This window comes from Streptomyces sp. NPDC006743 (assembly GCF_040703815.1).
In the GTDB taxonomy this organism is placed as follows: domain Bacteria; phylum Actinomycetota; class Actinomycetes; order Streptomycetales; family Streptomycetaceae; genus Streptomyces.
Window position 1 is genome coordinate 36,801 of sequence record NZ_JBEYJA010000008.1, and the last position, 24,964, is coordinate 61,764.

General features: G+C 73.7%; 18 protein-coding genes and 2 pseudogenes. 13 read left to right on the forward strand and 7 right to left on the reverse strand.

What is annotated here, in order from left to right:
- Positions 1 to 163: 163 nt before the first annotated feature.
- Positions 164 to 2,119 carry a DUF2264 domain-containing protein gene (locus ABZ719_RS09475; protein WP_366724626.1) on the forward strand — a complete coding sequence of 652 codons (1,956 nt, stop codon included), beginning with the start codon at positions 164 to 166 and terminating at the stop codon, positions 2,117 to 2,119.
- 40 nt (positions 2,120 to 2,159) lie between these two features.
- Here ABZ719_RS09475 and ABZ719_RS09480 read toward each other — a convergent pair whose 3' ends face one another.
- On the reverse strand, positions 2,160 to 3,692 hold the full coding sequence (locus ABZ719_RS09480) for a right-handed parallel beta-helix repeat-containing protein (protein ID WP_366724627.1): 1,533 nt from the start codon (positions 3,690 to 3,692) through the stop codon (positions 2,160 to 2,162).
- Positions 3,693 to 3,891: 199 nt separating this feature from the next.
- Here ABZ719_RS09480 and ABZ719_RS09485 point away from each other — a divergent pair, with 199 nt between their 5' ends.
- From ABZ719_RS09485 to ABZ719_RS09495, 3 genes and pseudogenes are all read left to right on the forward strand, one after another.
- A complete protein-coding gene (locus ABZ719_RS09485; protein WP_366724628.1) occupies positions 3,892 to 4,959 on the forward strand; it encodes a substrate-binding domain-containing protein in 1,068 nt (355 codons plus the stop codon).
- A gap of 21 nt (positions 4,960 to 4,980) precedes the next feature.
- Positions 4,981 to 5,478, forward strand: a pseudogene (locus ABZ719_RS09490) (hypothetical protein); the annotation flags it as partial.
- Positions 5,479 to 5,624: 146 nt separating this feature from the next.
- The gene (locus ABZ719_RS09495; RefSeq protein WP_366724629.1) at positions 5,625 to 7,103 is read left to right on the forward strand and encodes a cytosine permease; all 1,479 of its coding nucleotides are present in this window, start codon (positions 5,625 to 5,627) and stop codon (positions 7,101 to 7,103) included.
- 112 nt (positions 7,104 to 7,215) lie between these two features.
- Here ABZ719_RS09495 and ABZ719_RS09500 read toward each other — a convergent pair whose 3' ends face one another.
- A complete protein-coding gene (locus ABZ719_RS09500) occupies positions 7,216 to 8,844 on the reverse strand; it encodes a phosphodiester glycosidase family protein (protein ID WP_366724630.1) in 1,629 nt (542 codons plus the stop codon).
- A gap of 508 nt (positions 8,845 to 9,352) precedes the next feature.
- On the opposite strand from ABZ719_RS09500, the gene proP reads away from it, so the two are divergent.
- The 5 genes from proP to ABZ719_RS09525 all read left to right on the forward strand — a co-directional run bounded on the left by proP (position 9,353) and on the right by ABZ719_RS09525 (position 15,899).
- A complete protein-coding gene (proP, locus tag ABZ719_RS09505; protein ID WP_366724631.1) occupies positions 9,353 to 10,879 on the forward strand; it encodes a glycine betaine/L-proline transporter ProP in 1,527 nt (508 codons plus the stop codon).
- A gap of 118 nt (positions 10,880 to 10,997) precedes the next feature.
- Positions 10,998 to 11,492, forward strand: a complete 495-nt coding sequence (locus tag ABZ719_RS09510) for a MarR family winged helix-turn-helix transcriptional regulator (protein ID WP_366724632.1) — start codon at positions 10,998 to 11,000, stop codon at positions 11,490 to 11,492.
- A complete protein-coding gene (locus tag ABZ719_RS09515; RefSeq protein WP_366724633.1) occupies positions 11,489 to 13,570 on the forward strand; it encodes an MFS transporter in 2,082 nt (693 codons plus the stop codon). Before ABZ719_RS09510 ends, ABZ719_RS09515 begins: the two co-directional genes overlap by 4 nt.
- Before the next feature lie 102 nt (positions 13,571 to 13,672).
- Positions 13,673 to 14,875 carry a cytochrome P450 gene (locus tag ABZ719_RS09520; RefSeq protein WP_366724634.1) on the forward strand — a complete coding sequence of 401 codons (1,203 nt, stop codon included), beginning with the start codon at positions 13,673 to 13,675 and terminating at the stop codon, positions 14,873 to 14,875.
- Between the two features lie 232 nt (positions 14,876 to 15,107).
- Positions 15,108 to 15,899 carry a polysaccharide lyase family 7 protein gene (locus ABZ719_RS09525; protein ID WP_366724635.1) on the forward strand — a complete coding sequence of 264 codons (792 nt, stop codon included), beginning with the start codon at positions 15,108 to 15,110 and terminating at the stop codon, positions 15,897 to 15,899.
- A gap of 48 nt (positions 15,900 to 15,947) precedes the next feature.
- On the opposite strand, the gene ABZ719_RS09530 is transcribed toward ABZ719_RS09525, so the two are convergent.
- A complete protein-coding gene (locus ABZ719_RS09530; RefSeq protein WP_366724636.1) occupies positions 15,948 to 17,180 on the reverse strand; it encodes an aminotransferase class V-fold PLP-dependent enzyme in 1,233 nt (410 codons plus the stop codon).
- 268 nt (positions 17,181 to 17,448) lie between these two features.
- Here ABZ719_RS09530 and ABZ719_RS09535 point away from each other — a divergent pair, with 268 nt between their 5' ends.
- From ABZ719_RS09535 to ABZ719_RS09545, 3 genes are all read left to right on the forward strand, one after another.
- Entirely contained in the window at positions 17,449 to 18,651 is a 1,203-nt protein-coding gene (locus ABZ719_RS09535) for a cytochrome P450 (RefSeq protein WP_366724637.1), read from the forward strand.
- Positions 18,648 to 18,932 (forward strand): ferredoxin, encoded by a 285-nt coding sequence (locus ABZ719_RS09540; protein ID WP_366724638.1) that lies wholly within the window; start codon positions 18,648 to 18,650, stop codon positions 18,930 to 18,932. The genes ABZ719_RS09535 and ABZ719_RS09540 overlap by 4 nt, the downstream gene beginning before the upstream one ends.
- A 345-nt stretch (positions 18,933 to 19,277) precedes the next feature.
- Positions 19,278 to 19,883, forward strand: a complete 606-nt coding sequence (locus ABZ719_RS09545; RefSeq protein WP_366724639.1) for a helix-turn-helix domain-containing protein — start codon at positions 19,278 to 19,280, stop codon at positions 19,881 to 19,883.
- Positions 19,884 to 20,003: 120 nt separating this feature from the next.
- Here ABZ719_RS09545 and ABZ719_RS09550 read toward each other — a convergent pair whose 3' ends face one another.
- The 3 genes and pseudogenes from ABZ719_RS09550 to ABZ719_RS09560 form a co-directional block, all read right to left on the reverse strand.
- Complete coding sequence (locus ABZ719_RS09550) at positions 20,004 to 20,984, reverse strand: hypothetical protein (protein WP_366724641.1); 981 nt, start codon at positions 20,982 to 20,984, stop codon at positions 20,004 to 20,006.
- 162 nt (positions 20,985 to 21,146) lie between these two features.
- Positions 21,147 to 21,446, reverse strand: a pseudogene (locus tag ABZ719_RS09555) (SDR family oxidoreductase); the annotation flags it as partial.
- 66 nt (positions 21,447 to 21,512) lie between these two features.
- On the reverse strand, positions 21,513 to 22,298 hold the full coding sequence (locus ABZ719_RS09560) for an SDR family NAD(P)-dependent oxidoreductase (protein ID WP_366724642.1): 786 nt from the start codon (positions 22,296 to 22,298) through the stop codon (positions 21,513 to 21,515).
- Positions 22,299 to 22,459: 161 nt separating this feature from the next.
- Here ABZ719_RS09560 and ABZ719_RS09565 point away from each other — a divergent pair, with 161 nt between their 5' ends.
- Positions 22,460 to 23,113: a TetR family transcriptional regulator gene (locus ABZ719_RS09565; RefSeq protein ID WP_366724644.1), complete on the forward strand. Its 654-nt coding sequence runs from the start codon at positions 22,460 to 22,462 to the stop codon at positions 23,111 to 23,113.
- A 282-nt stretch (positions 23,114 to 23,395) separates the two neighbouring features.
- Here ABZ719_RS09565 and ABZ719_RS09570 read toward each other — a convergent pair whose 3' ends face one another.
- Positions 23,396 to 24,733, reverse strand: a complete 1,338-nt coding sequence (locus ABZ719_RS09570; RefSeq protein WP_366724645.1) for a dicarboxylate/amino acid:cation symporter — start codon at positions 24,731 to 24,733, stop codon at positions 23,396 to 23,398.
- Positions 24,734 to 24,964: the final 231 nt, after the last annotated feature.

The following is a 24,964-nucleotide window of genomic DNA, read 5'->3' on the forward strand; positions in this document are numbered from 1 at the left end:
CGATCGAACGATCGGACTCGATCAGCCGCTTCGCGGCCGCATATCGGATCATCCCTCGCTTTCCCGGGCATCATCGCCCCGTACACCGATCATTCGATCGTCCGCATTGACGATCGATCGCACGCCTCCTAGATTCGGCATCCCCGAGCCAGGAGCCCTCGCCATGCCGCACCCGCCCTTCCCGCCCGAGGACCGCGTACTCAGCCCGTACACCGGGTGGACCCGTGCCCACTGGGAGGCGGCGGCGGACCGGCTGCTCGGCGCGGCGCTGCGGCACGCCGGCCCGGAGCACGCCCTGATCGCGCTGCCCGGCCCGCGCCCGAGCCGGTCCGGCCCGCGCTCGGACGCGCTGGAGGGCTACGCCCGTACGTTCCTGCTGGCCGCGTTCCGTGTCGCGGGGGCCGGCGGCGGGGACCCGCTGGGACTGCTCGACCGGTACGCCGAAGGCCTCACCGCGGGCACCCGCCGGCCCACGGCCGACCGGGAACTGACCGGACGCGACCCGGTGAGCTGGCCGGCGGTCACCGACCGGGGGCAGGCCATGGTGGAGGCGGCCTCGGTCGCGCTCGCCCTGCGCCTGACCCGCCCGTGGCTGTGGGACCGCCTCCCCGGGCCGCAGCGCGCCCGCGCGGCCGACTGGCTCGCCGGCGCCCTGCGCCACACCCCCGTCGACAACAACTGGTGGCTCTTCCAGGTCACCGTCGGCGGTTTCCTCGCCGAGGCGGGCCACCACACCCAAGCCGCGGAACGCGCCGTGGAAGAGGGCCTGGCCCGCATCGAACGGTGGTACCTGGGCGACGGCTGGTACACCGACGGCCGCCCGCGCGCCGTCGACCACTACAACGGCTGGGCCTTCCACCTCTACCCGGTCCTGCACGCCCACCTGTCGGGCGACCCGGACCTGCTCGACCGCCACGGCACCCGGCTCGCGGCCCACCTGCGCGGGTACGCGCACACCTTCGGCGCCGACGGGGCCCCGCTGCACCAGGGCCGCTCCCTCGTCTACCGGTTCGCCTCGGCCGCCGCGCTGTGGGCGGGCGCCCTGACGGGCCACAGCCCGCTGACCCCCGGCACCACCCGGCGCCTCGCCTCCGGGGCCCTGCGCCACTTCCTCGACCGGGGCGTCACGGACGAGGACGGCCTCCTCACGCTCGGCTGGTACGGTCCCTGCCCGCCGCTGGTGCAGTCCTACTCGGGGCCCGCCTCGCCGTACTGGGCGAGCAAGGGCTTCCTCGGCCTGCTGCTGCCGGCCGGCCACCCGGTGTGGACCGCGGCCGAGGAACCCGCGCCGGCGGAGCGGGCCGACACCGTCCTCCCGCTGCCCGCGCCGGGCTGGCTGGTCCAGTCCACCGCCGCCGACGGGCTCGTACGCGTGCACAACCACGGCAGTGACGACCAGCCGGCCGGCGAAGTGCTCCCCGACGATCCGCTGTACGCCCGCCTGGCGTACTCCACCGCCACCGGTCCCGTCTTCGAGGGCACCGCCGACAACCACTTCGCGCTGCTGGCCGGCGACGAGGCCAGCGAACGGGGCCCGATCCGCCCGCTCGGTGCCGGCCCCGGCTGGGCGGCCTCCGGCCACCGGCCCCGCGTCGGCGGTGCCGCGCTGCCCGGCGTGACCGTCACCTCCCTCGTCCTCGCGGCCGGCGACCTGGAGGTGCACGCCCACCTGGTCCGCGGCGCCGCCACCGGGACCGGGGTCCGGCACACCGGGTGGGCCGTGGCCGGGCAGGCGGTGCGGACCACGTCCGACGGCGGGCGGGCGCGGGCCCGGGCCGAGCGCGGGCAAGGGACCGCGCTGCTGTCCGAGGCCGTCGTGCTGCACGGTTTCCACACCGCCCGGGCACGGCGCCTGCCCGCCGGAACCGCCTTCGGGCCGTCGGCGGCGGTGCCGGTGCTGACCGGCACGGTCACCGGGGAGGAGTGCCTGTTCGTCTCGGCGATGCGGCTGACCGGCACGGACGCCGCCGCGCCGCCCGCCGTGCGGATCACGGCCGAGGCCGTGCCGCAGGGGCACCGGCTGCTCGTCCGCCTGCCCGGCGGCGGCGACCGCGAGGTGCTGTTCCACGCCGACGCGGTGACCGTCACCCCGGCCCCGCCCGGGGCAGGGCAGGGGTGACGGCAGGGGGGCGGCCAGGGTCAGGAGCGGCGTCCGGCGGTCACAGTCCCGGACCGTCGTAGGCGCCGCGGTCGGGCTTGGCCGTGGCCGAGACCGGGGTGCCCCAGTAGTCGAGGCCGCCGTTGTCCGCGACGACACCGCCGTTGCGCAGCGCGGGTGAGGTGGCCTTGAGACGGTAGCCGTCGGCGGAGGCGAGGGTGTCGCCGCCGGTTCCGGGGGCGACGAAGCCAGGGTCGCCCACGATGCCGTTGGCCGTCGGCCGCGGCACACCCTGGAAGACGTTCCACTGCCAGGAGACGCCGGGCCCGGTGGGCAGCCGGGAGTCCGCGCCGCCCACCCAGATGTTGTTCTCCAGCAGACTGTCGGCGGGCACGGAGACGTCGAGCTTCCTGCCCGGGCAGTAGACGACGTTGTTGTAGAAGCGCAGCGCCGAACGGCCGCCCCCGGCGCCCACCATGCGGCAGTCGTTCTGGGAGACGTTGTAGCGGACCACCTCGGTCGCCCCGCCCACGGTGCCGCAGCCGTCGCAGTCCAGGAAGAGCCCGCCGGCGTTGTCGCGGCTGAAGTTGTACTGCACCGTGCAGCGGCCCGTGTTGCCCCAGTCGCAGTCGAACGCCTCGCTGTCGTAGGCCGACATGACGCTGCCGTACACGGCGTTCTTCTGGATCGTCGCGTCGTGGTCGCCGAGCACCCAGATCCCGGCGAAGTTGCCGCCGGTCCACGGGTAGGCGCCGGTGCCGAGACGGGCCGCCGTGTTGTACTCGATCAGCGGTGACTCGGCGTAGGAGACGATGATGCCGTCGCCGCCGACCTCGCTGACCGTGTTGTGGTCGACGAGGACGTTGCGGCCGAGGCGGGTGTTGACCGAGCCGACGCGGACCTTGATGCCTCCGCCGCCGCAGTTGCCGACCCGGGTGTCGTGGACGTGGACGTCGCTGAGCAGCGACCCGGTGCCGGACACGCCCGTGCGGATGCACGCGGACAGCGAGAACGCCGTCGCGTGGGAGGCCTTGTCCGTCTCGCCCGCCACCTCGTCGACGATCAGTCCGTCCACGTCGAACCCGGAGTGTGTGCGGCCGTCCGTGGACTCGATGAGCAGCCCCTGCCGCTGCGCGAGATCGCCGGCCGGATCGGTCAGTTCGAGTGCTTTGATGCTCCAGTGGTCCTGGTCGGTCAGGTGGAGGGCGTTCTCCGCCCCGTCCGCGTCGATGACCGGGGCGGGGCCGGTGCCGTAGGGGGCGATGGTGACGGGTGCCTGCGCGGTGCCGCTGCCCCGCGGCGCGAGCGTGCCGTGGCACGTCGTGCCCGAGGCGACGGCCAGGGTGTCCCCGGGCCCGAAGATCAGGGCGTTGACGGAGGCCAGGGAGTTGTACGGAGCGTCCTGCGTGCCGGTGCCGTCGGCGGTCCGCGAGCAGTCCAGGTGCACGACCGTGCCGGTGGCGGCGGGGAGGACGGCGGAGGCCGGGGCGGGCGCCGGGCCGACGGGGGACGCGGTGGCGGGGGCGGCGATGAGGGCGCTCGCGGCGGTCAGGGTGGCCGCGACGAGGCCCGTGCCCAGGGATCTGATGCTCATGGAGAGGCTCCTCCTGCGTGGTCGGGGGCCCAGAAGCTAGGAGGACGACATGACCGCGTCAATACAAACGAACCAGGTGATCGGATTTCGATCAGAAATCGATCTAATGAATGATCCCCCCGGACGCTTGAGCAGTAGATCATTCTGAGATCGAATGATATTCTCCGAGGGACGTAGGACCGATGAGAAAGGGACCGCCATGTCGATCGCGGCGGACGAGCGCCGGACGCGGATCCTGGAGATCGTGCGCAAGCTCGGCACGGTCCGGGTGACGGACCTCGCGGCCCGTCTGGACCTGCCGGCGGTCACCGTGCGCCGCGATGTCGCCGCCCTCGCCGACGGCGGCCTGCTGCGCCGTGCGCACGGCTCGGTGTCGGTGCCCGAGGGGCGCTTCGGCGTGCCGGCCGACGGCCGCACCCTGGGCCTGGTCGTGCCCGCGGTGAGCCACACGGTCAGTCAGTACTTCGACGAAGTGATCGCCGGGGCGCGTGCCGCCGCCGCCGACGCCGGGGCCCACCTCGTGCTCGGCATCTCCTCCTACGACTCCTACGACCCCGGCGCGGACCGTGCGCAGGCCGAGCAACTGCTCAGGTCGGGCGCCGAAGGGCTCATGCTCACGCCCAACTGGACGTCCACGGACAACCCCCAGGACTGGCGCTGGCTCCACGAACTGCCCGTGCCCACCGTGCTGGTGGAACGCCGGGCCGTCGCCGGGACGCCCGCCGCGGAACTCGACTCGGTCAGCTCCGACCACCACCACGGAGTGCTGCTCGCCCTGCGCCACCTGTCCGCGCTGGGTCACGAGTCGGTCGTCCTCGCCGCCCGCCGCGACACCTGGACCGCGATGAAGGTGCGCAGCGGCTACGCCGAGGCCTGCCGGTCGCTGGAGCTGACACCGCAGCCGGTGATCGACATCGACGACCCCGCCACCGCTCCGGAGCTGGTGAGCCGGAAGCTCGCCGAGGGGGCGGAGCAGGGGGTGCGGGCCGCGCTCGTGCACAACGACCAGGACGCCATCCAGCTCCCGGCGCTGCTGCGGGCACGGGGCCTGTCCGTCCCCGAGGACCTGGCGCTGATCAGCTACGACGACGTCTTCGCGGCCCTCGGCGCGCCGCCGCTGACCGCCGTGGCTCCGCCCAAGAGGGCCGTCGGCGCCACGGCCGTCGACCTCCTGCTGCGCAGGCTGCGCCACGGCGCGTCCCTCCCGGTCCACCGGGTGGAACTGCTTCCCGAGCTGAAGGTGCGCGCGTCCTGCGGGGGCGACTGACCCCCGGCCGGCCGGTGTGACCACCACCTGTCAGGACGAACTGCTGCGCGAGGCGTACGCCCGCTTCACCGCCGGGGCCGTCGCCCTCTTCGAGGAGCACCTCGGCGCGGCCACCACCCCCGACGGGGCCGGGGCGGCGGTCACCGAGCTGGTGCACCGGATCTCGGACGGTGACGAACGGGACCTGGTGCTCACCTGCGAGCTGTACACCCTGGCCGCCCGGCAGCCCGCGTTCCGGGAGCTGACGCATGGCTGGATGCGGGCGAGCCGCCGGGCCTGGAGCGGCACTTCGATCCCGTGACGGTCCGTCAGCGTGACGCGCTCATCGAGGGCCTGTCCCTCCACCGGGCGCTGGACACCGCACCGCACGAGCGGGCGCTGACCGCGGACGCGGTCGCCCGGATCACCGCCTCCGCCTCCCCGCCCCGGGCCGCCCTCCCGCCCGCCGCCGAGGCTGCCGCCGCGGACGCCCGCGCGGAAGGGGTCACAGGCCGGGGCGCCGCCCGGAGTGACGAGTAGCCGGACCTCCCGGCCGGCGGACGATCTGCCTGCGGACTATTGGCAATCCATTCAGCAGCCCATAGTCTGCATAGCCATATGCAGTCGGTCCGAGCGCTCGCCCGGTCAAGCGACATCGTCCAGCGCCCACCAGGACGGAGCAGTACATGGCCCAGGCAATTGTGGAACGGCGATCCATCGACGTCGTCCCGGACGAGGAGCGCCACGGTACGGCGTTCTCGCAGTTCACCCTCTGGCTGGGGGCCAACCTCCAGATCACCACGGTGGTCACCGGCGGCCTCGCCGTGGTCCTCGGCGGCGACGTCGTCTGGTCGCTGGCCGGCCTGCTGGCGGGCAACCTGCTCGGCGGCGGGGTGATGGCCCTGCACTCGGCCCAGGGGCCCCGGCTCGGGCTGCCGCAGATGATCTCCTCCCGGGCGCAGTTCGGGGTGCGCGGCGCGGTCGTCCCGCTGGCCCTGGTCGTCGTGATGTACGTCGGCTTCTTCGCCAGCGGGTCGGTCCTCGCCGGTCAGGCCGTCGGCAAGCTGACCCGTCTCGGCCCGGTCCCCGGCATCATCCTCTTCGCGCTGGTCACCGCTGTCATGGCGATCGTCGGCTACCGTGTCATCCATGCGCTGGGCCGGGTGGCCAGTGTCGTGTGCGCGCTGAGCTTCCTGTACCTGGGCGGCAGACTCCTGAGCAGGATCGACCTCGGGCACGTCGCGCACCAGCACCACTTCACCCTGCCGATGTTCCTGCTCGCCATGTCCCTGTCGGCGTCCTGGCAGCTGGCCTTCGGCCCCTACGTGGCGGACTACTCGCGCTATCTGCCGCGGACGACCTCGCCCCGGGCGACCTTCGGCTGGACGCTCGCCGGGACCGTGCTCGGCGCCCAGTGGTCGATGGCCTTCGGCGTCCTGGTGGCCGCGACCGCGGGCACGGCCTTCCTCGACGACCAGGTCGGCTACGTCGTGAGCCTGGGCGGAGCGGGCCTGATCGCGTCCTTCCTGTACTTCGTCATCGCGCTGGGCAAGCTCACCGTCAACGTGCTCAACACCTACGGCGGCTTCATGTCGATCGTGACCAGCGTGAGCGGATTCCGCGGCCGGCGGGTGCTGTCGCAGCGCGGACGTACGGCCTACATCGCGGCCATCATGGTCGCGGGCACGGCCGTCGCGCTCGCCGGACGGAACTCCTTCCTGGACTCCTTCGCCGACTTCCTGCTCTTCCTGCTGACGTTCTTCACCCCCTGGTCGGCGATCAACCTGGTGGACTACTACCTCATCTCCAAGGAACGCTACGACCTGCCCGCCCTGTCCGACCCGCACGGCCGCTACGGCGGCTGGCGCTGGGAGGCCCTGCTCGTCTACGGCATCGGACTGGCCGCCCAGTTCCCGTTCCTGTCCACGAGCTTCTACACCGGTCCCCTCGTCGGCCCGCTGGGCGGCGCGGACATCTCCTGGATCGTCGGCCTGGCCGTCCCGGCCGTGCTCTACCGGTTCCTCGGCGCACGGCGGAACCGCCCGGCGCCCACTGCCGGTTCCGGCAGGGCGGCGGAGGCGTCCGGCGCGGCCGGCGGTACGCGCCGCCCGCTCGCGCCCACCGACCCGGCGGCCGCCGCACCCGCCGCGCCGCAGGGGGAGTGACCGGCCGCCCGGGCCGGCCCGGGCAGCGCGGACCGCGCGACATCGGCGGAGGCCTCCTGCGACGGGGCTGCGCCGGGCCGGGCGCTGCGCACCGGCACCGCCCGGGCGCGGGTCACCGGCGGGGCGCGGACGGCAGCACCTGGAGGGTGCCGCCGACCGCGCGCTCGCCCGTCGCGTCCGAGGGCTTGGTGACCAGCGCACCGCCGACGGCCATGGCGGTGGAGCCGCCGCCGTCGAGGGCGAGCGCGTCCACGGCGCCGAGCGAACGCATGAACGAAGCCGCCTCCTGCAGGGTGAAGCCCTCACTGCCGCCGCCGGTCCGGCGGCCGTCCACCGTCGCCAGGATCAGCCGGCCCCGGGCGTCGACCCCGGCCATGGTGCGCGGCTGGCGGGCGTTCGCCCAGGCGTAGCCGAACGACAGGTCCCGGGGGTCCACGACCCCCTCCGTCGCCGCGTCGATGTCCGTACGGCCGCGGCGGACCAGAGTGGGGGCGGCGCTGACGACGCTGTCACCCCGCCCCAGCCGTACCGGCCGGCCGGCCGTGTCGCGGACGTCCGCGCGGACATCGATCCGCTCGCCCCGGTGCGCGTGAGCGGTCAGCCAGGCGGCGGCCGGGCCGATTCCCTGGACGACCGTTCCGTGCGCCGGGACCGAGCCGCCCCGGGCGCCGGCCGACACCACGCGGCCCGCCGCGTCCAGGACGGCCTGGGCGCCGGGACCGGTGGGCAGCGGAGCACCGAACTCGTCCGTGAACAGCACCAGTTCGTCGGAGATGTGGCAGGTCACGTCCTGCCAGGGCCGCTCGCTGGGGGTCGCTCCCGGACGCCCGCAGTCGCGCACGAGCCCGGGGGTCCGGTTGATGCCCTGGACGTCGTGGCGTCGCGCACCCGCGGACACGGTGACCGTCGTCGTCAGATCCGCCACCCGCGCCCGCTTCCCTGCGCCCTCGATGATCAGCGCCGCCCGGGAGCCGGCGGCCATGGACTGCAGGACACCGTCGTCCGCGCTGAGGCCCGACTGCGTCCCCTGGACGCCGTCGGCGTCGGAGGTGACGAAGAAGCCCCCGTTGACGCCCACCAGGGAGCCCAGTCTCGCGGCGACCGACGAGGTGGTCGCGCGCCGGGCGACGTTGCCTTCGTGGGTGCCCCGCACCGTGCCCGTGAACCTGCCCGGGTCGATGACGGCGACGTGCACGTTCTGCCGGTCGGCGGGCTGATCGGCGTCGTAGCCCGTCCAGTCGACGGCCGTGTGGAAGCCCGCGGCCGTCACCGCCCGTGCGACGGTGCGCGCGGCGGCCTCGGTGGCGTACGTGCCGATCCTGACCCGCAGGCCCATGACGCCGTGCGGGGTGTCGGAGTACACGGGCCAGTACACCTTCTCCACCCGCGGCGGGTGGCCGGCCGCCCGCAGGCGCGCGGCGGTGTCGTCGGCCCAGTACCGCGTGCCCACCGGCGCCCAGGCCGGTGTGCCGCTGAGGCGGCCGGTGGCCGGCGCCTGGACCGTGACCGTCCACACCGGCTCGGCGCCGGTGTCCCCGAGGGCGGCACTGCGCACCTCGACGCCCGGTGCGAGCGCGGTGGCCGTCCACCTGACCGCGGACGCGGCCGGGCCGGCGGCGGCCGCGCCGGGCACCGCGGCCCGGGCCGTTCCCCACAGCCCGCCCGACGTGACGACGGCGAGCGCCGCGGTGGTGCTCAGCAGGACTCGCACCCGCGCGGCGGACCTGTGCTGGAGACCCATGACGTCCTCCCTCTCCGATGGCTGTGCCGGCCGGGACGGCCGCGGCCGCCCGGGCCGTGCCGTGCCGCCGCCTGTACCGACCGATGAGAACCGCCGGGCGCAGCAACCGCTGCTCCCGGCGGTGACGGAGCGGGGAACACTCGACGAACAGCTGTTCGTCGAGCACGGCGCCCCGCCCGGCGCCGGACGGCGGCCCCCGGCCGCTCCGCCCGGCCGTGCCCCGGTGCGGTCCGCCCCGCGACGGATCCGAGAGGGGCCCGTCCCGGGTCGGACTCCGAGCGTCGCAGACAGTAAGCCTTCTGTCACCGTACGTGCGTACGTCATCGCCGCCGCGGACCGCGAACGGCGCGCCGGGCGGACCGCGACGGGTGCGCCGGGCGGTGCGTGAAGAGCGCACATCGGGGCAGCCGACCCACCACAGAGGTTCCCGATCTTCAGCAGAATGCCAATACATTACAAACAGCGGAAAACGGACGAACAGCGAGTGAACGGGCAAGGTGGCGTGGCCATGGATGTGACACCCGACGGACAGGCCGGCCCCTCCGGAGGGGAGCGCCTCCGGGAGACCGTCGCTCACCTGCCCCAGCAGGTCCGCGACGAGCTGACCCGCAGACTGAGGCGCAGCCGGCGCGCGCTGCGCAAGGAGGACGTGCAGGTCGTCGAGCCGCCCCTGCTCAGGCGCGCGGTCGGTGCCTCCGCCCTCGGCAACTGCATGGAGTGGTTCGACTTCGGCGTCTACAGCTACCTCGCCGCCACCATCGGGAAGGTCTTCTTCCCCGGCGCCTCACCCGGCGCGCAGGTCATCTCCTCCTTCGCGACCTTCGCCGCCGCGTTCGTGGTGCGGCCGCTGGGCGGCCTCTTCTTCGGGCCCCTCGGGGACCGCCTCGGGCGGCAGAAGGTCCTCGCCACCACCATGATCATGATGGCGGCCGGCACGTTCGCCATCGGCCTGATCCCCAGTTACGGCACGATCGGCATCGCCGCGCCCGTGCTCCTGCTGCTCGCCCGGATGGTCCAGGGCTTCTCCACCGGCGGCGAGTACGGCGGGGCCACCACCTTCGTGGCCGAGTACTCGCCCGACCGCCGCCGCGGCTTCCTCTCCAGCTGGCTGGACTTCGGCACCTTCGTCGGGTACGCCCTGGGCTCCGCCCTGGTCACCGCTTTGAACTTCCTGCTCAGCGACGGCCAGATGCTCTCCTGGGGCTGGCGGATCCCGTTCCTCATCGCCGGCCCGCTCGGTGTCATCGGCCTGTACATGCGCCTCAAGCTGGAGGAGTCGCCCGCCTTCCAGCAGCAGCTCGACGAGCACGAGAAGAGCCTCGCGCAGAAGTCGGCGGGCAGCGAGTTCAAGACCATCGTCAAGAAGCACTGGGCGGCCCTGCTCATCTGCATGGGCATCGTGCTGCTCTACAACGTCACCAACTACATGGTGACCGGGTACCTGCCCACCTACCAGACGGAGACCCTCCACCGCTCCAGCGGCTCGGCCGACCTCCTGGTCCTGCTCGGCATGGTGTGGATCGTGCTGCTGATCACCTTCATCGGCCGCCTCAGCGACCACGTCGGCAGGCGTCCGGTCTACGCCGTCGCCGCCGCCGCGATGATCGTCCTCGCCGTCCCCGCCTTCCTGCTGCTCAAGATGGACGGCACCTGGCCGCCGATCGCGGGAGTCCTGCTCCTGTCCACCCTCCTGGCCTGCTTCGCCGCCCCCAGCGCCGCCACCCTGCCCGCGCTCTTCCCCACCGCCATCCGCTACGCGGCCATGGGCATCGGCTTCAACTTCGCCGTCGCCGCGTTCGGCGGCACCACCCCGCTGGTCACCGCTGCCCTGGTCAACGCCACCGGTGACGACCTGATGCCCGCCTACTACCTGATGCTGGCCGGCGTCATCGGCCTGGTGACCGTCAAGTTCCTGCCCGAGAGCGCGCAGGTGCCGCTGCACGGTTCGCAGCCGATGGTGGGTTCCGAGGAGGAGCAGCGTGAACTGCTCTCCACCTCCGAGGAGCTGTACCGCGCCACCCGCGGGACGCGGTAGGGGGCCAAGCGGCGGAGGATGTCACGGCCGGCGGCCGCGAGCCCCGGGCCGATTCCCGCCCCTTTTCCTTACCGTCATTTGATAGGACACCTATATAGGAGCGTGATACGAAAGAGGAGTGGACCAGTCGCACTCCGCACCCGGCGCGCAGGACACCGCACGGGCCCTGGCCGACCTGGCCTCGGCGGTGGTCAGAGCCCTGACGGACCGGCGCGGGCTGAGCCTGACCGCCGCCGCCACCCTGGCCCGGCTCGAACGCGACGGCCCCGCCCGGCTGACCGCACTGGCCGCCGCCGAGGGCGTCACCCAGCCCTCCATGACCCAACTGGTGCAGCGGCTGCAGTCGCAGGACCTCGTGGCACGGGTCGGCGACCCCGGTGACGGCCGGGTCAGCCTCGTCACCCTCACCGGCACCGGCCGGGCCGTCCTCGCCGAGCGCAGGCAGGCCCGCGACGCCCGGCTGGCCGAGCTGCTCACCGCCCTGCCCGCCGAGGACCAGCAGGCGCTGGGCGCGGCGATGCGGACCGCCCTGCCGCTCGTACGGCGGATGCTCGGGGAACGCGCGGAGCAGCCCACGCCTCCCGGACACCAGCCCACCGGGAGCACACGATGACCACCGTCCAGCAGCGCGGACGCAGGGCGTGGACCGGCGTGGACCACCCCGGCTACAAGTGGGTGGCGCTGACCAACACCACCGTCGGCATGCTGCTCGCCACCATCAACAGCTCGATCGTGCTGATCTCGCTGCCCGGCATCTTCACCGGCATCCGCCTCGACCCGCTCGAACCGGCCAACGTCAGCTACCTGCTGTGGATGCTGATGGGCTACATGCTCGTCACCGCCGTCCTGGTGGTGGCCCTCGGGCGGCTCGGCGACATGAAGGGCCGGGTGCGGATCTACAACGCCGGGTTCCTCATCTTCACGCTCACCTCGGTGGTCCTCTCGCTCGACCCCTTCCACGGCGGCGGCGGGGCGCTGTGGCTGATCGGCTGGCGCATCGTGCAGGCGGTCGGCGGGTCGATGCTGATGGCCAACTCCGCCGCCATCCTCACCGACGCCTTCCCGGCACGGCAGCGCGGCATGGCCCTGGGCGTCAACATGGTGGCCGGCATCGCCGGCTCGTTCCTCGGCCTCGTCCTCGGCGGCGTGCTCGTCACCTGGAACTGGCGCTCGGTGTTCTGGGTCAACGTGCCCATCGGCCTGATCGGCACCGTATGGGCGTACAAGTCGCTGCACGAGACCGGTGTGCGCAGACCGGGACGGATGGACTGGTGGGGGAACGTCACCTTCGCCGCCGGGCTGACGGTGCTGCTCGCCGCGATCACCTACGGGATCCAGCCCTACGGCGGTCACACCATGGGCTGGACCGACCCGTGGGTCATGGCAGGACTGATCGGCGGCCTGGCGCTGCTCGGCGTGTTCTGCCTGGTCGAGACGAAGGTGCCCGAGCCGATGTTCCCGCTCGGCCTGTTCCGCAACGCGGCCTTCGCGGGCGGCAACGCGGCCACCCTGCTGGGCGCCGTCGCCCGCGGCGGACTGCAGTTCATGCTGATCATCTGGCTCCAGGGCATCTGGCTGCCCCTGCACGGCTACGACTACGCCGACACCCCGCTGTGGGCCGGTATCTACATGCTGCCGCTGACCATCGGCTTCCTGCTCGCCGGGCCGGTGTCCGGGGCGCTGTCCGACCGGTTCGGGGCCCGGCTGTTCGCCGCGTCCGGGTTCGTGGTGATGGCGGTGTCGTTCGCCGGCCTGCTCGTCCTGCCCAGCGACTTCGGCTACTGGGTCTTCGCCGGACTGATCCTCCTCAACGGCCTCGGCGGAGGCCTGTTCGCCGCCCCCAACACCTCCGTCATCATGTCCAGCGTGCCCGCCGACGCGCGGGGCGCCGCCTCCGGCATGCGGGCCACCTTCCAGAACGCCGGCATGGTGCTGTCCATGGGTGTCTTCTTCTCGCTCATGGTCGCCGGGCTCTCGGGCACGCTTCCGCACACCCTGGCCTCGGGCCTGACCGACCAGGGCGTCCCGGCCGGCGCCGCCCGCACGGTCGCCGGACTGCCCCCGGTCGGCGTCCTGTTCGCCGCGTTCCTCGGCTACAACCCCGTCCAGCACCTGCTCGGACCGGACATCCTCGGCCACCTCTCCCCGTCCGCCGCCGCGCACCTCACCGGCCGCGAGTACTTCCCGCACCTGATCGCGCAGCCGTTCCACCACGGCCTCGTCGTCGTCTTCTCGCTCGCCATCGCCATGTCCCTGGCCGCCGCGGCGGCCTCGCTGGTCCGCGGCCGCGCGGGCACCCCGGCACCGGCAGCGCCCGTCGCCGCCACCGCTGCCGTGCCGCGTCCGGTGAGTCCCGGATCCGTGCCCGGCACCCGGCCCGCGCCGCGGGAGCGCGTACGAGAGGCTGCCGGCGGCCCGGCCGCGGGGGCCGCCGTCCTGCACGGCACGGTCCGCCACCCGGACTCCGGCCGGCCCCTCGCCGGCGCCCGTGTCACCGTGCTCGGCGCCGGGGGCGAACCGGTGGACGCGGCCACGACCGCCCCGGACGGCACGTACACGGTCACCGGCCTCGCCCCGGGCGCCTACACCGTCACCACCGACGGCGGCCCGCCCCTGTCCGCGGAGGTCGTCGTCGGCGACGGCGCCACGACCGTCCACGCCGACCTCGGCCCCGGCCGGCGGCCGGACTGACCCCGCCGGTGCCATGCCCGGACCGCCGCGAGGGCAGCGGCCCGGTCCGGTGAGGGGCTACAGTCGGTGGGCCGCGGGGGCCGTGAGGAGGGGGCTGTGTCCATGAGCAGGAACATCGTCGATCTCGCCGCGCTCGGTGAGCCGTTCACCCGGGACCCGTACCCGGTGTACGCCCGGTTACGGGCGCAGGGCCCGGTGCACCGCATCCGGATGCCCGAAGGGGGAGCGGAGGCCTGGCTCGTCGTCGGGTACGAGGCCGGGCGTGCCGCGCTCGCCGATCCCCGGCTCACCAAGGACTGGGCGAAGGCGTCGCCCGCGCTGCCCCTGGGGCCGGTCTCCTCCGGGCCCCACATGCTCAGCTCCGACCCGCCCGACCACACGCGGCTGCGCAGGCTGGTCGCCCGCGAGTTCACGGCACGCCGGGTGGAGGAACTCGCCCCGCGCGTCCAGAAGACCACCGACGCCCTCCTGGACCGGATGCTCGCCGCCCCCGACGGGCGGGCGGACCTCGTCGAGGCCCTGTCCTTCCCGCTGCCCATCTCCGTCATCTGCGAACTCCTCGGCGTCCCCGACCTGGACCGCGTCTCCTTCCGGACCTGGTCCAACGACGCGATCGGCGCCAGTGACGTCACGCGGCGCAAGGCCGCGGCGGCCGCGATGGCCCGGTACATGCGGGAGCTGGTGAGCGGCAAGCGGCAGCGGCCGGGCGAGGACCTGCTGAGCGCGCTGATCCACGCCGAGGACGACGACGGCGACCGCCTCTCCCACGAGGAACTCGTCGGCATGGCCTGGCTGCTGCTCGTCGCCGGCCACGAGACCACCGTCAACCTCATCTCCAACGGCGTCCTCGCCCTGCTCACCCACCCCGCCCAACTGGCCGCCCTGCGCGCCGATCTCGGGCTGATCGACGCCGCCGTCGAGGAGATGCTGCGCTACGACGGCCCGCTGGAGACCCCCACCTACCGCTTCACCACCGACCCCGTGACGCTCGGCGGAACCGTCGTGCCCGGCGGCGGTGAACTCGTCCTCGTCGCCATCGCCGACGCCAACCGGGACCCGGAGCGCTTCGCCGGACCCGAGCGCTTCGACATCGCCCGCGACGCCCGCGGTCATGTGGCGTTCGGCCACGGCATCCACCACTGCCTGGGCGCGCCGCTGGCCCGCCTCGAGGCGCGCATCGCCGTGCGGACCCTGCTGGAACGCTGCCCCGACCTGGCCCTCGACATCCACCCGGCGGCGATCACCTGGCGCCCCGGACTGATGATCCGCGGCCCGCGCAGTCTGCCGGTGCGGTTCACCCGGTGACTCGGGGCGCGGCGGCAACCCGGTGGGCCGGCGGGGCGCCGCCGCCCCCTCGGCCCACCCTCCCGCTGCCGTAGCCCCCGCTGTCCCGCGGCCGTACCGCTCCGCACCTCTTGACGTGTCAGGTTCAGACCTTTAGGTTCCCGGGTCACCGGCAGTGCATGTACACGTTCGACGTTCAGCCGGTTGAACAGTTCGGTCCGGCACCGCTTCCCCCCACCCGGCAGGAACCCCCATGACCTCCTCCCAGCGCTCCCGGATCGTCGCCCTCGCGACGGTCGTGGCACTCACCGGCACCCTGGCCGTCCTCGGCGCGGGCGGCGCCGACGCCGCCGACCCGAAGGCCGCACCGGGCGGCAACTTCGACCTGTCGACCTGGCAGCTCCAGGAACCGGTCGGCTCACCCGGGTCCCCGACCACCATCCCCTCCGCACGGCTCCAGGGGCCCGACGGCTACCAGGACGCGTACTTCTACACCGACACCCGCGACGGCGCGATGACCTTCTGGGCACCCGAGAAAGGGGTCACCATGCCGAACTCCCACTACGCCCGCTCCGAACTGCGCGAGATGAACCGCGACGGCAGCGCCGCCGACTGGCCGCTCAGCGGCACCCACCGGCTGGACGCCACGCTCCGCGTGGTCTCCGTGACCTCGAACGTGTGCGTGGGACAGATCCACCTGGGCACCGGCGGCTCCTCCACCAAGCCGCTGGTGGAGCTGTACTACCGGGCCGGCGGGGACATCGTCCTCGGCACCGAGAACTCACCCTCCGGCGGCCAGACACTGCACACCGTCGGGCACGTCTCCACCGGCAAGACGTGGCGGTACACCATCGCCGTCTCCGGCGGCGACACCATCGACCTGACCGTCGACGGCAGCACCACCCACTACGCCATCCCCTCCTCGTTCCGGCAGTACAAGCAGTACTTCAAGGCCGGTTCGTACAACCAGTCCTCCTCCGACAGCACCACGAAGGGGGCCCGGGTCGCCTTCTACGGCCTCACGGTCGGCCACAGCCGGTCGTGACGGACCGCGCGCGGCGCCGGGCGGCCGCCGGGGGCGCGGGCCGGCCGCTCAGCTCCGGGCGCGGGCCGCTCGTGCCCACCGGCGCACGAGCGGGACGCAGGACTCGGCGAAACGGTCGTAGTCGGCGGGCGTGTTGTAGACGTGGGCCGACAGCCGCAGGTACCCCACCCCGTCGAAGCTGGTGAAGGCGGCCTCCGCGCCCAGTTCGGCGGTGGCCCGGTCGCGCAGGGCGTCCGCGGCGACGCGGCTGGTGCCCAGGCCCTCGGGCAGGCGGACCAGGCGCATGCCGGGCACGGGCATGCCCACGTCGGCGCTCTCCGCCGGGCCCGAGGACCCGGCGAACGCGGCGGCGATCACGCGGGCGCCGTAGTCCGCCAGTTCGTCCATGTAGCGGCGGGCCGTCTCCCAGCCCCAGGTGTCCGCGACGAAGTCGAGGGCCGCCGGCGCGGCGAGCGGGCCGGTGGCGTCCAGGGTGCCCTGCTGGTCGAACCGGTCGGGGAACGGCTCGGCAGCGGCCCAGGAGTCGATCAGCGGGTACAGGTGCTCGCGCAGCGGCCCGCGCGCGACCAGCGCGGCCGTGCCGCGCGGTGCGCAGCCCCACTTGTGGAGGTTGCCGACCCAGGCGTCGCAGACCAGCCCGTCGAGCGGGGCGGCCAGCAGACCGGGCGCGTGCGCGCCGTCCACCAGCAGCGTGACGCCGCGCCGGGCCAGCTCCGCACCCACCCGCTCCACGGGCAGCCTGCGGGCCGTCGCGGAGGTGATCTGGTCCAGGACCACCAGCGCGACACCGTCGTCCACCTCGGCCATCACGGCCTGGTGGGCCTGGTCCGCGTCGGCGGCCAGCGGCACCCGTGCCGTGCGGACCCGGCGGCCCCAGCGGCGGGCGAGGCGTTCGGCCCCCATGGTGACCGCGCCGTAGCCGTGGTCGGTGACGACGACGTCGCCGCCGGGGCGCGCGGTCAGGGCGGCGTAGACGACACTGGCGCCCGCGCTGGCGTTCGGCACCAGCGCGAGGTCCGCGGCCTCGGTCCCCAGATGGCGGGCGACGGCGCCCCGGGTCTCGGCGATCCGGGCGGGCAGCCGCGGGAACCAGACGACCGGCGCGCGCTCCATCTCGGCCCGCAGCTCGTTCTGCCGGCGCTGGGCGGCCAGCGGAACGGCGCCGAACGACCCGTGGTTGAGGTGCAGCAGACCGGGATCGAGGGACCAGGCCGCGGCGGCGGGCCGTCCGTCCTCCAGGAGCAGCGGACGGGGCGCGGTGACGACCTCGGTCTCGGTCACGGGACTCCAGCTTCCTCGGTGCCTGCCGCGGCGGACGAGGGCGCGCGGCGGCGCACCGCCTGTCATGGCTCGATCGGAACCCTCACACCCTACGTGCCACTCCGGCGCCGCCCCGCCGGCAGTTCGTATGCCGCCAAGCGGAATGCGTCCGAAAGCAATATTGCAGCGCCCTGCAAGATTGCTTACGGTTCCGATATGGACGAATTGTGATGCTCGCAGCGCACGGACAGCCCGTTGCGGATGGTTCCCCCACGAGAGGCGGCACCTCATGACCATCAGCGATCCCCAGGCGTTCCCGTTCCACGAGACCGACGAACTGATCCTCGAGCCGGAGTTCGAGGAGCTTCGCGCGAACCGGCCGATGTGCCCGGTGCGCCTGGCCCACGGCGAGCCCGCCTGGCTGGTGACCAGGTACGAGGACGTGAAGACCGTGCTCGGCGACCCGCGGTTCAGCCGGGCCGAGGCGGTCTCCCGCGACGAGCCCAGGACGCGGTACCACCGGGGTCTGAGCGGCAACATCCTGGCGTTCGACCCGCCCGAGCACACCCGGCTCAGGCGGGTGGTCGCCAAGGCGTTCACCGCCCGCCGCGTCGAGCAGCTGCGGGTGCGGGCCCAGGCCGTCGCCGACGGTCTCGTCGACGCGATGACGGTCCGGGGCGCGCCCGCCGACCTGGTGGCCGACTTCGCCCTGCCGCTGCCGGTCACGGTCATCTGCGAACTGCTGGGCGTGCCGCTGGAGGACCGGACACGGTTCCGCCTGTGGTCCGACGCCCTGCTCTCCACCACCCGCTTCCGCCCCGAGGAGGTCGAACGCTACGCCGACGAACTCTCCGCCTACATGGCGGGACTGGTCGCCGAGCGGCGCAAGGAAACCCGGGACGACCTGCTCGGAGTGATGGTGGCCGCGCGGGACGAGGAGGACCGGCTCTCCGAGGACGAACTGGTCGCCATGGGCGTCAGCGTCCTGGTCGCGGGCCATGAGACCACCGCCAGCCAGATCCCCAACTTCGTGTACACGCTGCTCGAGCATCCCGGCGAGCTGTCCCGGCTCCGCGCCGACCTGGACCTCGTACCCCAGGCCGTCGAGGAACTGATGCGGTTCGTGCCCCTGGGCAGCGGCGGGATCGCGCGCTACGCGCTGGAGGACGTCGAGCTGAGCGGCGGAGTGGTGCGCGCGGGCGAACCGGTGGTCGCCTCCAACGCGTCGGCCAACCGCGACACCGCCGTCTACACCTGCCCCGAGAAGCTCGACCTGACCCGCCAGGAGGCCTCGCACGTCGGGTTCGGCCACGGACCGCACCACTGCCTGGGGGCCCAACTGGCCAGAATGGAACTCCAGGTGGCCCTGCGCACACTGCTGGAGCGCCTGCCCGGCCTGCGTCTGGCCGGCACCGCCGAGGACCTCGTGTGGAAGGCGGGGGCCGGGGTGAAGGGGCTGCAGAAGATGCTGGTGACCTGGGACGCGGCGTGACCGGCCGGGACCAGGACCCCACCCGGCGCGCTCCCGGCGGGGTCCCGGCGCCGGGCGAGGAAGCCTGGCGCGTCCAGGTCGACGAGAAGGCGTGCATGGCCACCGGCATCTGCGCGGGCGTCGCACCCGGGCGGTTCCAGATCCGTGACGGTGCCTCGCACCCGACGTCGCCGACCACCGAGCCGGCACCGGAGGTGGTCGACGCGGCGGAGTCCTGTCCCATGGAGGCCATCTTGGTGACGCACCGCGACACCGGCGTCCGTATCGCGCCCGAGGAGTAGGCGGCGGGACGACGGGACCGCCGGTACGTGCGGCCCCTGCCTCCGGGCGGGTGGCCCCGCGTACCGGCGGCCCGTCAGGTGACCGGGGGCGGGCGGTGAGGCGGCGGGTGTTTCCTGCGGCCAGTGGTCGGCGCTGAGCCTGAGCCTGCCTGCGGCCCGTACGGCCTCTGCGGTCAGGGCGGACCCAGCGGCCCAGGCGTCCAGTTCGGTCCAAGCGGCCCATGCGACCTGTACGGCCCGTGCGGCCTCTGCGGTCCGTGCACCCCGTGCGGCCGGTGCCGCCCGTGCGGCCGGCGGTGGTCCTGCTCCGGTCGCCCGGCTTTCCGCTCCGATTACGCTACGGCCATGACGGGCGAGACGAGGGTGTCCCACCGGGAGCGCAGCAAGGCCAGACGACGGGAGGCCATCAGGCGCGCGGGAATGCGCCTGTTCGCCGAGCAGGGCTACGACGGGACGACCATCGCCGACATCGCCGAGGCGGCGGACGTCGCGCCCCGGACGGTCTCCCTGTACTTCCCCTCCAAGCACGACATCGCCCTGTCCGTGCCCGACGAGATCGCGGCCCGGCTCACGGCCGTCTTCAGGGACCGGCCCGACTCCGGGTTCCTCGATGTCGTCGACACCTGGCTCAGGGGCGAGGCCGACGCCCTGGACCCGGAGGTCGTGGCGCTGCTCACCGCGATGTACGAGGCCAACCCGGCACTGCGGGCCCACGGCAGCAGTCAGATCACCGAGGCCGTCCGCATCACCGGGCCCGCCCTGGCCGCCGCCACCGGACTGCCCGGTGACCATCCGGTGAACGCCGTCGTCGGAGCCGCCGTCGGTGCCGCGCTGAGCCAGTACTTCGCCACCATCCTGCAGAACGAGGACGCGGCCGGATCGCACCGGCTGTTCATGGACTGTCTGCACGCCCTGGTCGACGCCGCCCGTCGCGGGGCCCCCGGCGTCTGACGCGCGGGGCGCGCCCCGGCCCCTTCCGGGAGGCGGGCGAGGCGGGCGCCCTGCCCGGGGGCCCGGAGGCCGGTGTCCTGCCGGGCCGGCGGACGGCCCGCCGGGCAGGGCGGCCGGGTGTCAGGAAGCCGGGCCGGCGGGCGGCTCGCCGGTGACCGCGGCCTGGTACAGCGCGCGGACGGCGGTGCCGAAGTAGGCGCTGTAGGACACCTGCGAGGTGTTGCCGCCGGTGTGGTAGCCGCCGATCACCCCGATCACCGCCCAGCCGCCGGGCCACGGCACCAGCATCGGTCCGCCGCTCGTCCCGCCGACGAACGCGTCGCAGGCGATCCGCGGGAACGTGCCCGGTTCGGCCGGGTCGTCACTGACCCACGCCGTCGTCCAGCTCCAGCACTCCAGCGGCTCGGCGGCGCCCGCCGGGTAGCCGATCATCCGCACGGGCGCGTGGAGGTAGCCGGTCCCGGTGAGCAGCCGCACCGCGCCGACCGCGTCCTGCAGCAGCGTCCCGTTCTCGCCGGGCTCCGTGACGGCGAGGGCGACGTCGTACTCGGCCCCGGCGTGCGCGCCCAGGTCGTAGTACCGCTGCGGCACGTAGATCCGGTCGGCGCGGACCGGGAAGATCCCGAAGGGCTTGAGCCCGTCGTGGTACTGCGGTACGAAGCCCAGGTGCCGCTTCGCGGACGCGCCGGCGTAACTCTTCAGGCAGTGTCCGGCGCTGAGCACCAGCGACCGGCCGGGGCTGCGCACCACGGAGCCGCTGCAGGTGCGGCCGGTGCCGGCGGTGTCGGTCCAGAAGAAGGTGCCGGCCTGCGGTATGCCGGTGAAACTTCTGCTGGGCGGGATGTACTCGCCGGGCCGCGGCCCGTCCACCGCCGGTGAGGCGGCGACGGCGGCCGGACCGGACTCGGTGCCCTTGGCGAGGTCGCCGGGCAGGGCGGCGGCCATCCTGGCCGGCGTCCAGTAGGCGTCGAGCCGGGCCGCGGCGGGGCCGGGACCGGCCGGATCGCCGTCGGCGAAGGCCGCCGGGGCGAGTCCCGCACAGAGCAGCAGAGCCGACGCGCAGGCGGCGGCGTAGCGGACCATCCTTGTACTGCGCACCATCAGTTCCCCTCGGAGCGGACACAAGTGACGGTTCACCCTACGGTCCGGGCGTCCGTCCGTCCGCCCTTGCGCGCCACGGTTCCTGACGACCCGTCGCGGCCCGCCCCGCGCCTGCTCACCGCCCCGTGCCGGACGTGTTCACCGGCCCGTGCCGGACGCGTCTCACTGACCCAGGACGTACTTCACCGTCGGCCCGGCGGTCCAGCCGCCGTCCACGACCAGTTCGGCGCCCGTGACGTACGGGGCGGCGTCGGAGAGCAGGTACACGATGGCGCCCGCCACCTCGTGCGGCTCACCGACCCGGCCCATGGGCGTGTTCGGGCACCTGCCCTCGCCCTGCTCGATGCCGACGGAGGCGGTCATCGGCGTGTACGTCATGCCCGGGTGCACCGAGTTCACCCGGATCCGGGCCGTGCCCAGCTCCACCGCACCGATCTTCGTCAGCCCACGGACGCCCCACTTCTTCGGATGTGGCCCGCGCGGGCACGCGCCCGTCCGGGCACGCCCCGCGCGGGGGCCGGCGGTCTGTCAGTAGTGGGTGCCGCCGTCGATGCGCACCTCGGTGCCGGTGATGAACCGGCCGTCCTCGCAGGCGAGCATCGCGACCACGGAGGCCACCGTCTCCGGGCCGGCGAAGCCGTCGCCGAGGGCCGGTGCCAGCTTCACGAACAGGCTCATGTCGGCGTCCTCGGGCAGCCCCGGGCCCGCGCTCTGCCCGCTGGCGCCGCTGCCGTCGGTCATGCCGGAGGAGATGGAGCCCGGCTGCACGGCCGTGAACCGGATGCCGCGCCCCGCGTACTCGGCGGCCAGCGCGTGCGTCATCGACTGGATGCCGCCCTTGCTCGCCGCGTACGCGGCCATGTAGGGGTGCGCGAACACCGCCGAGGTCGAGCTGAAGTTGACGACCGCCGCGTCCCGGCCCTCCAGCAGGGCCGGTATGCACTCGCGGATCACCAGGAAGGTGCCGACGAGGTTGACCTGCAGGACGCGGGTGAAGGCCTCCAGGCTCGTCTCGTGGGTGTGCGAGGAACGCAGGATCCCGGCCGCGTTGACCAGCACGTCCAGACCCCCGAGCGCGGCGCGGGCCGCGGCGACGCCGTCGCGCACCGACGCCTCGTCGGCGATGTCGACGACGGCCGTGGTGAGCCGGTCCGCGTCGGCGCCCGCCTTCGCGGCGGTGTCCAGCAGGCCCCGCTCGCTGACGTCGGCGGCCACGACGGTGCCGCCCTCCGCGAGGACGCGCAGCACGGTGGCCTGGCCGATGCCCGAGCCGCCGCCGGTGATCAGCGCGCGGCGGCCTTCATAGCGGTTCATGTGTGTCTCCGACCCGGCCCGTCGGTCACCGACGAGGCCCTGCGGCGCCGGCTCTCTTGCCCGCTGGCGCTCTCGGTGCCGTCACGGTACGCCCTAGTGGCACGTTTTGCCATCTCGTCCTGACGTGCCGACCTGCGTCGGTGGGGCGTAGGCTTCTGCGGGTGAGCACCAAGCCGTCCGCGACCCTGACCGAACGCCGCAAGGCCGCCACCCAGCTCGACATCGCCCACGCCGCGGCGGAACTCTTCGCCACGCGGGGCCCCGACGGCACGACGGCCGAGGAGATCGCCCTGCGCGCGGGAGTCGCGCTGCGCACCTTCTACCGGTACTTCCGCTCCAAGCAGGACGCCGTGAGCCCGCTGCTCGCCGACGGCGCCGACCGCTGGCGGGCCCTGCTGGAGGCGGCGGAGCCCGGCACGCCGCTCCAGCGGGCGCTGGAGGACGCGGTCGGGCAGGCGCTCGCCACGCCCGACGAGGAAGCCGAGCGGGCGCTGCTGCGCACCCGGGGGCTGCTGCGCGCGGCGGCGGACGATCCCGCGCTGCGGGCGGTCTGGTACCGCGTGAACCAGGAGTCGGAGGAGCGGCTCGTGCCCGTGCTGGCCCGGCTCGCGGGGCCGCGGGCGCAGCCGCTGGAGGTGCGGCTGGCGGCGGCCGCGGCCACCGACGCGATCCGGATCGCGCTGGAGACCTGGGCGGCCACCGACGCCGGTACGGAGGGACCCGCCTCACCCGTGGGCCTGGCCACGCGCTGTCTGCGCGGGCTCGTCGGCGGCATGGAGCCCTGGGGCCGGGAGGCCGGGGCGGAGCCCCGGTAGGCCTGCCGCGCCGGCCCCGCGCGTGAGGCGGTAGGTCCACCCGCCGGCCCCGGGGGCGTGAGGCGGTCGGCCCACCCGCTGGCCCCCGGGGGCTGGCCTCGGCAGGCCTCCCCGCCGGGCCGCGGGGCGGGACGCGGTGTACTCGTGCGCCGGGCCGCGCCCCGGACGCGGACACCGCCGTCCGGTGAACCTTCGTCACCGTCTGAAAAACCCTCGGCCCCGCCGGAAGGGATCCGGCGGGGCCGAGGGGACGTACGCCCGGGCCGGGCGGCGGGGCGGCCGTCAGCCGGCCACCGGGGCGGCCTGCTTCGGCTCGCTGTACACGCTCTCCACCTCGTCGACCGGGGACGCCGACGCGCTGTCGTACTTGGCGTGGTCGAGGATCTTCTCGCGGGCGGCCACGATGACCGGGATGAGGGCCTGGCCCGCCACGTTGGTGGCGGTGCGCATCATGTCCAGGATCGGGTCGATCGCGAGCAGCAGACCCACGCCCTCCATCGGCAGGCCGAGGGTGGACAGGGTGAGCGTCAGCATGACCGTCGCTCCGGTCAGACCGGCGGTGGCCGCCGAGCCGATCACCGAGACGAACGCGATGAGCAGGTACTCCTTGACGCCCATGTGCACGTGGAAGATCTGCGCCACGAAGATCGCGGAGATCGCCGGGTAGATCGCCGCGCAGCCGTCCATCTTGGTCGTCGCGCCGAACGGCACGGCGAAGGAGGCGTAGTCCTTGGGGACACCGAGGCGGATCGCCGACTGCTGGGTGACCGGCATGGTGCCGACCGAGGAGCGGGAGACGAACGCCAGCTGGATGGCCGGCCAGGCACCCTTGAAGAACTGCAGCGGGTTCAGCTTGCCGACGGTGGCGAGCAGCAGCGGGTACACGCCGAACAGCACCAGGGCGCAGCCGACGTAGATGTCCACCGTGAACGTGGCGTAGTTGCCCAGCAGGTTCCAGCCGTACTGCACGATGGCGCGGCCGATCAGGCCCGCGGAGCCGATCGGGGCGAGCAGGATCACCCACCACAGGGCCTTCTGCAGCAGCTCCAGGATGGACTCGGACAGGGTCAGGATCGGCTGGGCCTTCGGACCGATCTTGAGGATCGCGACACCGGCGACGACCGCCATGAAGACGATCTGGAGCACGTTCAGCTCGGTGAACGGCGTCACGACGTCGGTCGGGATGATGCCCGTCAGGAAGTCGAGCCAGCTGCCGGCGTGCTCCGGCTTGGCGCCGTCGGCCGCGGTGAGGTCCGAGCCGGAACCGGGGTTGGAGACCAGGCCGATGACCAGTCCGATCACCACCGCGATCAGCGAGGTGATCATGAACCAGAGCAAGGTGCGGCCGGCCAGGCGCGCCGCGTTGTTGACCTTCCGCAGGTTGGTGATCGACACCATGATCGCGAAGAAGACCAGCGGTGCCACGGCCAGCTTCAGCAGCTGGACGAAGATGCCGCCCACCTTGTCGAGGGTGGTGGCGAGCCAGGACACGTCGTAGGTGCGGGCGACGAAGCCGAGGACCAGGCCGACGGCGAGGCCGATCAGGACCTGGGCCCAGAAGGGGACGGGTATCCGGAAGCCGGACTTCGCGGGCTTCGGATCAGCGGTGTTCGCGGACACGGACACACTCCAGTAGGAACGCGTGGGGCGGGACGAGCGGGACGTACGTACAGGAAGCAGCGACCGTGAAGAAGTGTCAACGGCGCCGCCGCACCGGGGAGTTCGCGATCAGACGCGACAAGCCGCGGACATGCAGCGGCAGAGATCGACGTGCAGGCGCGCCACGAGCGGTACGCCCGTGACGGCGCGGCGGACGCCCGGGGAGGCGTCGGCGCGGTGCGCGGCTGCTGT